Source organism: Pectobacterium versatile (assembly GCF_020166435.1).
Classification (GTDB): domain Bacteria; phylum Pseudomonadota; class Gammaproteobacteria; order Enterobacterales; family Enterobacteriaceae; genus Pectobacterium; species Pectobacterium versatile.
On the sequence record NZ_JAINZP010000015.1, the window covers coordinates 1 to 14,032 of the forward strand.

Annotated in this window: 10 protein-coding genes; 4 read left to right on the forward strand and 6 right to left on the reverse strand. The window is 48.0% G+C overall.

Annotated features, from left to right (window positions below; translation table 11 throughout):
• A partial coding sequence (locus K7X24_RS15665) for a retention module-containing protein (RefSeq protein WP_224555720.1) occupies positions 1–2,814 on the reverse strand: 2,814 nt, incomplete at its 3' end.
• A gap of 383 nt (positions 2,815–3,197) precedes the next feature.
• Between K7X24_RS15665 and K7X24_RS15670 the strand changes: the two genes are divergently transcribed.
• The 3 genes from K7X24_RS15670 (at position 3,198) to K7X24_RS15680 (ending at position 8,211) form a co-directional block, all read left to right on the forward strand.
• Positions 3,198–4,550 carry a TolC family outer membrane protein gene (locus K7X24_RS15670; RefSeq protein WP_224555791.1) on the forward strand — a complete coding sequence of 451 codons (1,353 nt, stop codon included), beginning with the start codon at positions 3,198–3,200 and terminating at the stop codon, positions 4,548–4,550.
• Positions 4,551–4,628: 78 nt separating this feature from the next.
• A complete protein-coding gene (locus tag K7X24_RS15675; RefSeq protein ID WP_224555723.1) occupies positions 4,629–6,863 on the forward strand; it encodes a type I secretion system permease/ATPase in 2,235 nt (744 codons plus the stop codon).
• Positions 6,850–8,211 (forward strand): HlyD family type I secretion periplasmic adaptor subunit, encoded by a 1,362-nt coding sequence (locus K7X24_RS15680; RefSeq protein WP_224555725.1) that lies wholly within the window; start codon positions 6,850–6,852, stop codon positions 8,209–8,211. Before K7X24_RS15675 ends, K7X24_RS15680 begins: the two co-directional genes overlap by 14 nt.
• Positions 8,212–8,253: 42 nt before the next feature.
• Here the strand turns inward: K7X24_RS15680 and K7X24_RS15685 are convergent, their stop codons facing one another.
• Both K7X24_RS15685 and pdeH read right to left on the reverse strand, forming a co-directional pair.
• A complete protein-coding gene (locus tag K7X24_RS15685) occupies positions 8,254–9,768 on the reverse strand; it encodes a bifunctional diguanylate cyclase/phosphodiesterase (protein WP_224555727.1) in 1,515 nt (504 codons plus the stop codon).
• A gap of 786 nt (positions 9,769–10,554) precedes the next feature.
• The gene (gene pdeH, locus K7X24_RS15690; protein ID WP_224555729.1) at positions 10,555–11,346 is read right to left on the reverse strand and encodes a cyclic-guanylate-specific phosphodiesterase; all 792 of its coding nucleotides are present in this window, start codon (positions 11,344–11,346) and stop codon (positions 10,555–10,557) included.
• A 471-nt stretch (positions 11,347–11,817) separates the two neighbouring features.
• On the opposite strand from pdeH, the gene K7X24_RS15695 reads away from it, so the two are divergent.
• Complete coding sequence (locus tag K7X24_RS15695) at positions 11,818–12,078, forward strand: YfhL family 4Fe-4S dicluster ferredoxin (protein WP_039293116.1); 261 nt, start codon at positions 11,818–11,820, stop codon at positions 12,076–12,078.
• A gap of 19 nt (positions 12,079–12,097) precedes the next feature.
• On the opposite strand, the gene acpS is transcribed toward K7X24_RS15695, so the two are convergent.
• From acpS to recO, 3 genes are all read right to left on the reverse strand, one after another.
• Complete coding sequence (acpS, locus tag K7X24_RS15700; RefSeq protein ID WP_224555731.1) at positions 12,098–12,478, reverse strand: holo-ACP synthase; 381 nt, start codon at positions 12,476–12,478, stop codon at positions 12,098–12,100.
• A complete protein-coding gene (gene pdxJ, locus K7X24_RS15705; protein WP_224555733.1) occupies positions 12,478–13,209 on the reverse strand; it encodes a pyridoxine 5'-phosphate synthase in 732 nt (243 codons plus the stop codon). Before pdxJ ends, acpS begins: the two co-directional genes overlap by 1 nt.
• Positions 13,210–13,289: 80 nt before the next feature.
• On the reverse strand, positions 13,290–14,027 hold the full coding sequence (gene recO, locus K7X24_RS15710; protein ID WP_010280459.1) for a DNA repair protein RecO: 738 nt from the start codon (positions 14,025–14,027) through the stop codon (positions 13,290–13,292).
• Between the last annotated feature and the right edge of the window lie 5 nt (positions 14,028–14,032).

Genomic DNA, 14,032 nt, shown 5'->3' on the forward strand with positions numbered 1-14,032 from the left:
AGTCTCGGAGCCAACCGTAACGGTGATCGCGTCACCGACTTTAACATCGTTATCGACTTTACCGGTCACCGCAATGGTCTGCCCAGACTCGGCAGCGTTAATGACGTTATCGGACGTGACATTATCGATAGAGATCGACGCCGTTGGCGCAACCGTATCCACACCGTAAGTGTGCGAGATATTGGCCGTCGTGATATTACCCGCCGTGTCGCGCGTCGTGACTGTCGCACTCACATCGCTGTTCGCAGCCAGCACGGAACCCGGAACATTGACGCTCCAGGTCTTGCCATCGGTATTCACCGTCGTTTGATAGGTTTCGGTGCCGACTTTCACCGTCACCGCATCGCCCGCTTTAACTTCATTGCCAACTTTACCGGTCACCGCAATGGTCTGACCCGATTCACTGGCATTAATCACGTTATCCGACGTGACATCATCGATGGAGATCGAAGCCACTGGCGCGACGGTATCCACGCCATAAGCGTGGCTGGCATTGGCAGTCGTGACGTTACCTGCGGTATCACGGGTGGTGACAGTCGCACTCACATCACCGTTTGAAGCCAGCACCGATCCCGGAACGTTCACGCTCCAGGTCTTACCATCGGTATTCACCGTCGTCTGGTACGTTTCGGTACCGACTTTCACCGTAACCGCATCGCCCGCTTTGACTTCATTGCCGACCTGACCGGTGACCGCGATGGTCTGGCCGGATTCAGCGGCATTGATCACGTTATCGGACGTGACATCATCAATAGAAATTGAGGCAACAGGTGCAACGGTATCAACACTGTAAGCGTGACTGGTATTGGCGGTGGTGACATTGCCTGCGGTATCACTCGTGGTGACCGAAGCAGAGACATCACCGTTTGCAGCCAGCACCGAACCCGGAACATTCACACTCCAGGTCTTGCCATCGGTATTCACCGTCGTCTGGTAGGTTTCGGTACCGACTTTCACCGTAACCGTATCGCCTGCTTTGACTTCATTACCCACCTGACCAGTTACTGCAATGCTCTGACCGGACTCGCTGGCATTGATCACGTTATCGGACGTGACATTATCAATAGAGATAGAGGCTGTTGGTGCAACCGTATCCACGCCGTAAGCATGGCTGGTGTTCGCGGTGGTGACATTACCTGCGGTATCACGGGTAGTGACCGTCGCACTCACATCACCGTTTGCAGCCAGAACAGCACCCGGAACATTGACGCTCCAGGTTTTGCCGTCGGTATTCACCGTCGTCTGGTAGGTTTCCGTGCCGACTTTAACGGTAATCGCGTCACCCGCTTTCACGTCGTTATCGACTTTCCCCGTCACGGCAATCGTCTGGCCGGACTCGCTGGCATTGATCACGTTATCTGACGTGACGTTATCGATAGAGATCGAAGCGACAGGCGCTACGGTATCCACACCGTAAGTGTGCGAGGTATTGGCGGTGGTGACATTGCCCGCGGTATCGAGTGTGGTTACTGTGGCACTCACATCGCCATTGGCTGCCAGCACCGATCCCAGAACATTCACGCTCCAGGTTTGGCCATCAGTATTGACGGTCGTCTGGTATGTTTCGGTACCGACTTTCACCGTCACCACATCGCCCGCTTTGACTTCATTGCCGACTTTACCGGTGACCGCGATGGTCTGACCGGATTCACTGGCATTGATCACGTTATCAGACGTGACATTGTCGATAGAGATAGACGCCGTTGGTGCAACCGTATCGACACCGTAAGTGTGGCTGGTATTGGCGGTAGTGACGTTGCCTGCGGTATCACGTGTGGTCACGGTGGCACTCACATCGCCGTTAGCCGCCAGCACCGATCCCGGAACATTCACGCTCCAGGTTTGGCCATCAGTATTGACGGTCGTCTGGTATGTTTCGGTACCGACTTTCACCGTCACCGCATCGCCCGCTTTGACTTCATTGCCGACTTTACCGGTGACCGCAATGGTCTGGCCGGATTCGGCCGCGTTAATCACGTTATCACTGGTGACGTCATCGATAGAGATTGAGGCAACAGGGGACAAAGTATCGACCGTTACCGCTTCACTTCCGCCCGTACCAGGAATGCCCGCAGTATCGGTGTAGCTACCGTCAGGGATGCTGACGCGGACTTCTCCCTCAAAATTGGCGGCTGGCGTCAATGTCGCCGTCCAGCGAGTAGGATCGTTAGGATCCTGCACTAGATTGGTTACAGAACCATTTGCTACGGTGATATCACTGAGGTCAAAACCAATAATCGGTTTTGTGAAGACGAAACTTACTGTGCCATCACTGTTTATGACAATGGTGACAGAAGGTGGTGTGGTATCCGTTGCCGCAGCCAGCAACGTGGATGAATCTGCGCCATCCAAAACCGATGAGGCTCTGTCAGTAAACGATATGCCCGCGGTATCATAACCAATTGGCGTCGTAACGACCTCGGCCGTCAAATTCAGAACTACCGTTGGATTGAAATGCCCACCGCCGCCGTCACCCGCTTCTCCGGTGTTGTCATTACCCGCGGCAGTCGCTTCTAATACTTGCGTTGGGTCGGCGCCCTGAGCGATAGCATCCTGTATAGCAGCGACATCACTGGCGACATCCGTATTTTGCTGGGAAGACGCGCTGCTTATATCACTCCAGCGGCTATCACGCCCCAGATCCAGCGTCTTGCCATCAGGTAATGTGATTGAAACCGCGCCGTTGGCACCGGTCACCACTTCTTCACCACGGTAAACCCGATCGCCAGCAACCAGCAGCCTCTGACTCCCATCAAGCGCAACGATAAAAACCTGTCCAATAACGAATTTAATAACGCCAATTACACTATTCAAAATACTGTCTCCTTGATATCTATAATTATTTTTATGATATTGCGATATTGCGGCTATAGATCTTGGCTATCATCCTGATAAGGTTGACTTGCTATGTCGTCCTGACTTTTTTTAAAAAAAAGCGTTACGATAGTGCTGTTGTTGAGTGCAAATGCTTGACTCAATGAACGATATAATAAAAAATTCAGAATATTCTTTCCAGAACTTTACTTACTTTGAGTCACTCTTATTTTTCTCGCATTAGTTTTTCCAGAAAAAATAAGTTAAGATATTGATATAAAATGAATAAAATAAAATAAATTCGTTAGACGCTTATATAACACCCCAACATTTTAATAGGAATAATCACAAATAAAGTTCTTTGTGAAGGAAAATTGCTGATGATGATGTGTAAATACCGTTTTACTTTATTATCTTTTATTACCGTTTTTTCCACCGCAACGTATGCCGACACGATCCAAGAAGCAGTAAAAGGCACGCTCTATACACACCCCGAAGTAAGTGCATCCATTAATAGTCGTTTTTCTGCCGAACACGATTTACGAGCGGCAAAAGGGGGATACCTTCCTTCCATCACACTGAGTGCAGGTGTTGGCCGCGAAGAAACCGATAGCCCCTCGACACGCGCTAGCATCAATAAACGCGTTGAACTCAGCCGCCAAGAGTCGAGCATCAATCTGAGCCAAACGGTATTTGATGGTTTTGCCACCTCCAGCGAAGTGGGCAGACAGCGTGCCACCGTCAATTCACGTGCCTATAAAGTCTTAAATACCAGTGAATCGACGGCGTTAGATACCGTTCAGGTCTATCTCAATGTGCTGCAACGTCAGGAGTTTGTCCGTCTGGCAGAAGCCAACCTTGCAAGCCATGAACGTATTTACGATCAAATCAGGCTACGCAGCGAACAAGGCGTTGGGCGATTGGCCGATTTGGATCAGGCTGAAGCACGTCTTGCACAGGCCCGTAACAACGTGCTGACGGAAAAAACCAATCTGGACGATGCCAAAATCAACTACATGAGCGTTGTGGGCAAGGTGCCGGAGAATTTGGTGATGCCCGATGCTTCTGCGATAAAGCTCCCTGCCTCGTTGGATGAAGCCCAGCGCATCATGCTGGCTAACAGCCCAGCACTGAAGTCTGCAGAATCAGATATTGAAGCCACTCAGCAGCAATACGAGACTTCAAAATCAACGTTTTACCCGCGCCTCAACGTTGAGCTCTCTCGCACGATGGATAACAACGTTGACGGGACGCGCGGTCAAAATAATGAGTGGCAGGCGATGCTGCGGATGCGCTACAACCTGTATGAAGGCGGTAGCAGCAAGGCCAACATGGAATCAAAAGCCTATCAGGTAAAAGAAGCTCAGGATGTCCGAAATAATGCCCTGCGCCTGCTGAGTGAAGAGCTCAAACTAGCCTGGTCAGCGTTAAATAACTCGCGTCAGCAACTGCCGATTGCCGCCGAATATGCCGACCGCAGTATGAAAGTGCGTACCGCCTATCAGAAGCAATTTGGCTTGGGAGAAAGGACGCTACTGGACCTGCTGGACAGTGAAAACGAGCTGTTCACCGCACAGCGCCGTCTGGTCGAGGTTCGCTTCATCTCACTCTACACCGAATACCGGATCGCATCCCGTATGGGAGAGCTATTAAACCGTTTGGCGATCCCAGCGCCTGATGCGGGTACCAGCTTGACAAACGTAACCACTCACGCAGAGTTGCCGAGCCTTAATTAATATATTTCATTGGTCAGACGGCGATCAATTATGGTTTATATGCAGGAGAATTACGTTGCGTAAGGAACGTCCAGTTAAATGAAGTTGCATTCAGTACAAGAGACAAATGGTTCTGATAAATCAGTTGCCCAAGAGCCTGCGGTTCATGAACCGCAGATCGCTCATGAGCCCATCGTTCATGAAAATAGTGACCCTCGCAGCCGTCATGACGACCCGTTATTGGATTGCTTGCTGATCCTCTGCACTTTGCAGGGGAAATCCGTCAGCCGTACCACCCTCACCGCCGGGCTCCCCTTAGCCAATCAGCGGTTATCGGTAAAATTGCTCCCAAGAGCTGCCGCACGCGCGGGGTTGCAAGGGCGCGTACTCAAACGTTCTCTGAATAAAATTTCCGAGATGTCGCTCCCCGCGATGTTGCTGTTACGGGAAGGTCGCGCGGCGATTCTGTTAGGCTGGAACGCTGACGGCAGCGCACGTCTGATGCCCAGTGAAACAGAAGGCGGTGAAATTTCCGTTGAGCACAATACGCTGCAACAGAATTACCTCGGTCTGGTGATGTTCGCCCAGCCTCGCCATCAGTTCGATCTGCAAAACCCGTCGCTGATCCCCCGAACCAAATCCTGGTTCAAAGATACGCTTAAGCTTTCGCGTTCGCTCTATCTCGATGCCGTCCTTGCCAGTTTGCTGGTGAACATTATCGCACTTGCCACACCGCTGTTCGTGATGAATGTCTATGACCGCGTTGTGCCCAATCAGGCAACGGCGACACTATGGGTACTGGCTATCGGCGTTACTGGCGCTTTTGTTTTCGATTTAATTCTCAAAACGCTGCGCGGCATTTGCCTCGATATGGCAGGAAAAAAAACCGACCTGATTATTTCCGCCACGTTATTTGAACGCATTACCGGTATGTCGATGAAAGCTCGACCGCCACGGGTCGGGAGCTTTGCACAGAATATTCATGAATTTCAGTCGCTCAGAGATTTTCTTTCTTCACTGACGCTGACGACGCTGATCGATTTTCCTTTTACGCTGCTTCTGCTACTGGTTATCGGCATCATCGGCGGCCCGCTGGTCTGGGTTTCCATACTGGCCTACCCTATCGCCCTGCTGGCAAGCTGGGCGATGCAAAAACCGCTGTCTGCTACCATTGAAAAAACGATGCACCTTGCCAGTGAACGGCAAGCTACGCTGATCGAAACCTTAAGCTGTCTGGACGCGATCAAGGTCAATAATGCGGAAAGTGAACGGCAGCACCTGTGGGAACAGACCATTGGCAGCCTGAGCAAGCTGGAAATGCGGGCAAAGGCGCTGTCTTCACTGGCGGTAAACCTGACGCAGTGGTTCCAGCAATTTGCTGGCATTGCCATGATCGTCGTCGGTGTCTATATGCTGATTAACGGCAAACTCAGTATGGGTGGGCTGATTGCCTGCTACATGCTGAACGGCAGAGCGCTCATGCCGTTGGGCCAACTGTCTGGCTTGGTCAGCCGTTACCAGCAGGCACGTTTGACGATGCAAACCACCGAACAGATGATGCAGCTGCCGCAAGAGCGTAGCGATAACGAACGTCCGCTGAAGCGCGAAAGCATCCGAGGCGGTATCGAATTTCGCGATGTGACGTTTAATTACCCAGAACAAAAAACCAGTTCGCTGCAAGGCATCAGCCTGACCATCGCCCCTGGTGAAAAAGTGGGTGTCATTGGCCGTAGCGGCTCGGGAAAAAGCTCGCTGCAAAAACTGATCGTAAACCTCTACCAGCCTAATACGGGCAATATTCTGATCGACGGCGTCGATGCACGTCAGTTGGATGTCAGCGATTTGCGTCACAATATAGGCTATGTTCCTCAGGATATTCAGCTGTTTAGTGGTTCACTGCGCAATAACCTGATTAGCGGCGCACGCTATGTCGAAGACGAATCCATGCTGCGAGCCGCAGAAATCTCAGGGGTAAATGAGTTTGCTCGCCTGCACCCCGATGGCTATAACCTCCAGGTTGGTGAACGCGGCCAACAACTCTCCGGCGGGCAGCGTCAGGCCGTCGCGATAGCCAGAGCGCTGCTGCTCGATCCACCGATTCTGGTGCTAGATGAACCCACCAGTTCAATGGATAACACTAGCGAAGACCGACTAAAGCAAGCTCTGGCCCCCGTGATTGCAGAGAAAACACTCTTGCTAGTTACCCATCGGGTTTCAATGCTGGCGCTGGTCGATCGTTTAGTGATTGTCGACAGAGGTAAAATTATTGCTGATGGGCCGAAAGCAATCGTGATGGATGCATTGAAGAAGGGGCAGATCAATGCGTCTCGGTAAATATATCAAACGAATCAAACGGTATTTTGTCGGTGGAGATGAGGAAAGCCTACAAACCATGCCAGAAGTGAGTCGGGCAATGGCTGAAGATTCCCCACGTTCTATGCGCTTTACGCTGTGGGCTATCGGTGCTTTTTTCCTGTTTTTCATCCTGTGGGCTGGGCTCGCGGATATCGATGAAGTTACTCGCGGCGATGGTAAAGCGATCCCATCTTCCCGGCTGCAAAAAATCCAAAACCTGGAAGGCGGCATTATCACGGAAGTGTTCATTCGTGAGGGACAAGTCGTCAATGCCGGCGATCCTTTGCTGCGCCTTGATGATACCCGCTTTGCCTCCAACGTCGGTGAAACCGAAGCTGACAGGCTTTCGCTACTGTCGCGAATTGAACGCCTGAGCGCTGAAATTAACGGTCAAGAGCTCGTGCTTTCCGAAGAAATCACGACGCAAGCGCCTAAAATCGCGGCAGGAGAAAAAGAGCTTTATAACAGCCGCCGCCAGCAACTACATAATGAGATATCCGGTCTGGAAGAGCAGTTGATCCAGCGTCATCAGGAACTGCGAGATTTCTCTACCAAGGAAATTCAGTTCCGCAATAGTCTGGGTCTGCTTCAGCAAGAAATAAAAATGTCAGAGCCATTGATCGCAGAAGGTGCCATTTCTAAAGTAGAAGTTTTACGTCTGCGCCGTGCTGAAGTCGAAACCCGTGGTCAGCTTGATTCCATCAAACTCTCCATACCGCGGGCCGAGTCTGCGATTAAAGAGGGCGAGAATAAAATAGAGGAAACGCGTAGCCGCTATAAAAGCGAGGCGTTATCTCAGCTAAGTGAAGCACAAACCAGCCTGAACAAAATTGAAGCCACAGGTAAAGCGCTCGAAGATCGGGTAAACCGAACGCTGGTCGTCTCCCCTGTTCGCGGTATCGTGCAGCAACTTCTGGTGAATACCATCGGGGGGGTGATTCAGCCGGGTAGCGATCTGGTGGAAATTGTTCCGCTGGATGACAAACTGTTGGTAGAAGCGAAAATTCGCCCTCAGGATATTGCCTTTCTACATCCGGGTCAGGATGCCATAATAAAATTGACAGCCTATGACTACACTATCTATGGCGGTTTAAAGGGTCAGTTGGAACAAATCAGCCCTGACACTGTAACCGATAAAGAAGGGAACAGCTTTTATATTATTCGGCTACGGACTGATAAGAATTATTTAGGTTCAGCCGATAAACCCCTTCTTATCATTCCTGGCATGGTGGCCTCAGTTGATATAATCACGGGAAAGAAAACGATTCTCAGTTATTTGTTGAAGCCAATTATTCGTGCAAAAGCAGAAGCACTGCGAGAAAGATAGAAAAAAGGCGCTCAGCAAAGCGCCTTTTTTCTATTTCATTTATCAGTGGTCGTTCATGCTGTGATAAATCTGAGTTTGACTCCGCCCCATGGCTTTAGCCTGATACATGGCAGAATCGGCATTAATTGCCAGCGTCAGAGAATCGGATCCGTGTTCTGGATACAGCGCAATACCGATACTGCATGATATATCCAGCTTTTTCCCATTGATCTCAAAAGGTTTATTCAATGCGTTATGGATTTTATCTGCAACATAGAGTGTATTATCGATTTCCTTAATACCCTGAAGCAGAATAATAAATTCATCACCGCTGCGGCGATATACCGTATCCGAATCCCGAACCGCACCACGCATGCGAGCAGCAGCTTCTTTTAATAGCAAATCGCCGACAGCATGTCCGAATGAATCATTTATCTGTTTAAATTTATCAAGATCGAGAAACATCAGCGCGATTTTTCTGCCCGTTTGTTTCGATAACAGAATCGCCTGTTCCATTTGTTCGGCGAACGTCAGGCCGTTAGCCAATGATGTTAATGAGTCATAGTGCGCCAATTGCCTATAGTGTTCCTCGCTGCGTCGCAACATATCGATAGCATGATATCGCTCTATGGCGATCGCAATCAGTTGTGCCGATTTCTCTATAGAGAAAATTTCGTCTTCGGTCGGCACATAGACTTTACGATGGTAAACACTTAAAACACCTAATATTTCTTTGTTCTGACCGATGATAGGTTCAGACCAACAGGAACGCAGCCCAGCATATAATGCAAGCCCTTTATACAACGACCAATGTGGATGGACAGAGATATCGTCAGCAATGACACGTTTTCCGGTATGAGCAGCGGTACCAAAAGAAGCGACACCATCGGCAATTTTCACGTTGTGAATAGCATTTTTATAAAAACCCGGTAGGCTAGGCGCGGATCCAAGCGTCAAACATTTCTTGTCTTTATCGACTAGCAATACAGAACAAACGATGCGACCAGGATTTTTTTCCTCAACGCTAAAAATAATCGCATCCAAAATATCCTTCAGCGGCGCGCCACTTGATAACAACTCCAATGCACGATTGTATGAATTATCATGATGTTCCTGTGATTTCCGTTCCGTAATATCTAACTTAATGCCGACATACTGAGTTGTGTTACTCGCCTTATTATATATTTTAACGATATTGGCCTTTTCCCAGTACAACTGCCCATCTTTGCGTCGGTTAACGAACTCACCGCTCCAAACATTACCTTTATTTATGGTAGCCCACAGATCTTCATAGACGCTGGCGTTGGTCATACCAGAGTTTAATATATTCGTTTTTTTGCCAATAACTTCATCCGGCATATAGCCAGACATAGTAATAAACTGACGATTTACGTAAATAATTTCACAATTTTCATCTGCGATCATAATTGAGGCAGGACTATATTCCATTGCAAAGAAAGCCATGTTAAGAAAATCTTGTTTTTTCTGATCATTTTTAAAATTTTGTTTGATTTTTCTATTTTTTACAGAAGAAAATAATAACAGTAGTAATAGCATGGTTATTATAATTTCATACACAATAACACTCTCCTCAGGCCCGAGTGGTCCTGATCGTACAAATCACAATGCTGGCAACGAAAAACCCCGGCAACAAACCGCTACCCCACTGATTTTCGGGATTGATGCATTTCCGGAGAGCAGAAAGGAGGAAAGAGAAAACGCTCCATGAAGCGGGAGTATTTAGAAACATAGCAACGTCAGCATAAAGCCCTCGCATATGACTGTGCGCGAATAAAAATAGCAAATTCAAAAGAGTATCTTAATTTAATAGTAGTAATTGTTCGGGTTATAAGCTTTTCTAATGAAATAATAGAATATTCCTAAAGGTACATAGCGATATATTCTGAACGTCAATTTTTTGTAAGCAAATCAATTATACCAATAAGTATCATTGTTTTAATCAATAAAATCTATCACAAAATGATTTTTGATCGTTAACAGTAAACATTATATTTTTTTACCATTAAAAATCAAATAATTAAAAGAAAAAAATAAAATCATTAACGTAAGCGCCTGATTATATATGTCATAATTTGATGCAAAATCTGCGGTGCCCCTCCCCTTCTTCCCTTTGAAATAAAACACCACCATAACAAACAAAAAAAGAATTAAATAACAAAAATAAAACAAAAATCAGCACTTAACCTTACTAATCAGGATTAAAAGTAGGATGATAGCGCAGGTTTTTTTTACACAAAAAATGAAACATTAATAAATATAATGAATTAATATGGCAGAGGGAAATGGGGAACGTACAATAGTACTTTAAAAAATAAAAACCAAGTTAAAACAACATGTTATTACCTATAATTCAAGTTTTAACGCTTCAAAATTCTCAAACGGCTGAGGCCGAGAGAGGTAATAACCTTGGGCTGCATAGGCATGTGATGCCTGCACAATCGCCCACTCCTCCTGTGTTTCGATCCCCTCAATCACTACATAGTTACAAAAGCGTGATAGCAAAGCGATCAACGCAGGAAAAACAGTCTGCCCCTCACCACTTTGTTGCAGGAGAATAAAAAGTTCGCGCGCCACTTTGATGCAGTCATACTGAGCCAGCATAAGTGATGAAAAATTCGCCATACCGCAGCCAAAATCATCCAGCCACAGTGTTTGAGCCTCAGGGAGTTTGGTTAATATTTCTTTCGGCAGCCCCCCCTGATTTTCTACCATTTCGAAACGAATCCATGGCATTGCCGCAATCAGGCGTTTGGCTTCTGGATTATTTTGCAACGCCAATAACGTCATGCCATCAATATTAACGGAGGCAAAAAGATCGTCACGAGTAAATCGAAAATTCCACTGAGATAAAAGTTGCAGTTGTTCTACAATAATTAGCAGACGGGTTTCAACATCTATATTCGCGAAGTATTTTTCAGGAGAGATAAATTTTTTCGGAAAGGTAGGAGAAAAAACGGAAGTTAGTAACTCGATAGCCATTAATTTACCAGATGTTCGATAAATGGGCTGAAAAGTGTACTGTCGTTGACATTGATGCCAGTAATCAGCGCCTAATGGCTCCACGCTTCCCTGTTGGAAAAATCCTGCCCCAACCTGATTAAGATGACCTTCCTGCTGCACTATGAGTTCCGCCATTAAACTGACACTATTAGTTATAAAGTTATATCATATGGACATGCGTCGCTATCGACTCTCCGTATACAAACGTCATCGGCAATACCGATTAAATCGATGTCCATGATATTGCAAAAATAAGTGGTTCAATATCACAACTAAATTTATTTAAATTGTAAATCAATAAATTAAAACACAAGAAACACAGTCGCACTGGCTTATTCGTACAGTTTAAAGCATACGTATAAAACCAATTTAACGAACAGATGGTAATTTTACCCTGTAACCTCACTATTTATGCAGCCAATAGGTTGCATGCTGAAGGTCTCTGAAAACATGCAGAGCCCACAGCAAACCACCTCAGAAGAAAAATAAGGCGAAGAATAATAGGAGTCAGTCTGACAATATATTATCGATCAATGACACTTACGCGTGTCTAAGCAGTGCTCAGCGGGTATAATCTGTGCCCTATTTGTAAGGTAGAAGAACATCATGGCGTTACTCATCACCCATAAATGCATTAACTGTGACATGTGCGAGCCTGAGTGTCCGAATCAGGCCATCTCCATGGGGATGGACATTTATGAAATTGATACCACTCTCTGCACTGAGTGCGTTGGTCACTATGACACACCTACGTGTCAGAAAGTGTGTCCAATCGACAATACGATCGTCAAAGATCCAAACCATGTTGAAGGCAATGAGCAGTTGTGGGAAAAGTACGTGCTTATGCACCATGCCGACAGGATTTGATAATCCATTTTACGCGCGGTCAGCTTTCGATAATCACCGTCGCACAGGCATAGCGTCGTTCATCAGCCAGTGTAACATGGACATGTCTGACACCCATCAGTTCAGCCAACTCTGCCGCTTTAGCAAAAAACCGCAGGCAAGGTTTACCCAGCTCGTCATTAAAAACTTCAAACTGGTTGAACGCGAGCCCATTACGGATTCCGGTGCCGAAGGCTTTTGCTGCCGCCTCTTTCACGGCAAAACGCTTGGCAAGAAAACGGACAGGCTGCTGATGCTGCTGATAGTACGCCCATTCAGCATCCGTCAGAATGCGGCGAGCCAATCGCTCGCCTGAACGTTCAATCACCGCGTCAATACGGGCGATTTCGACAATATCGGTTCCTAGCCCAAGAATCGCCATCAGCGGCGTGCTTCTCGCATCAGGTTCTTCATTTCGGCAACGGCATCCTTCAGACCGCTCATTACCGCACGCCCGATAATCGCATGCCCAATATTCAATTCGTGCATTTCTGACAAGGCGGCAATCGGCTGAACATTGTGGTACGTCAGACCGTGTCCGGCATTGACCTTGAGCCCCTTCGCTGCGGCGTAAGTCGCCGCATCACGAATACGCTCGAATTCATGCTGGCGCGCTTCATCATCTGGCGCATCGGCATACGCTCCGGTATGGATTTCGATATAGGGTGCACCGCTGGCCACGGCGGCATCGATTTGCCGCTTATCCGCATCAATGAAGAGTGAAACCAAGATGTTAGCCTGGCTAAGTCTGGTTACCGCGTTATCGATTTTTTCCTGCTGCCCTGCGACATCTAGCCCGCCTTCGGTCGTCACTTCCTGGCGTTTTTCCGGCACCAGACAGCAGAAATATGGCTTCACCTCGCAGGCGATGTTTAGCATTTCTTCCGTGACGGCCATTTCCAGATTCATGCGGGTTTGGAGCGTGTCTCTCAGGATCCGTACATCACGATCCGTGATATGGCGACGATCTTCACGCAAATGCACGGTGATGCCATCCGCCCCCGCCTGCTCTGCGACAAAAGCCGCCTGAACGGGATCGGGATACGCCGTTCCACGCGCATTACGCAGCGTTGCAATGTGATCGATGTTAACGCCAAGCAGCAGTTCAGCCATGATAAATCCTCGGTAAAGTCATGCACGATACGTGGCAGTTTACACCGATGTCACGGCGTCAGGGTACTGAGGAGGTGGGATTATTTATCAGAAGATGCGGGTTTGGACAAATTAGCAGCAGGAACAAACTGGCGGAACAGTTCACGACTTTTCAGCGGTTTTCCCCCCAGATACGGCTTTAACGCAATGCGGGTGAAACGCTTTGCCGCCTTCAGTGTGCCGACATCTGGAAATTCACGCGACGCCAGCGAACGTAATTCATGCCCGGTAAAACTTTTGTTATCGACAACCAGACTGGCAATAAATCCCCTTTCCTCTCGATACTGATAAGTCATGGTATCGGCCACTGGTTCGCCGCTACCAGCACAATGCAGGAAATCAACGCCGTATCCCAGATAGCCCAGTAACGCTAATTCAAAGCGTCTTAATGCGGGCTCGGGAGAGGCATCCTGTGCAGCAAGATGTTGTAAACAGTGGAGATAATCGAAGAAAAGAGCGGAGTAATTGGTTTCATGTTCCAGCACGCGAGACAGCAGTTCGTTAACGTATAAACCGCTATAAAGCATCGAGCCAGTCAGTGGTAGCGCGAGCGAGACAGGCTCGGCGCTGCGTAATGTTTTCACTTCTCCCCGCCCACTCCAGCGCACCAGCAGCGGAGTGAAAGGCTGTAAACAGCCTTTCAGGCTAGAGCGTCGGGCTCGCGCGCCTTTGGCAAGCACGCGAACTCGACCATCGCTTTCACTAAACAGATCCAGTAATAAGCTGGTTTCGCTATAAGGTCGCCCATGCAAGACAAATGCGCGCTGCCAGCCTTCCATCGGCG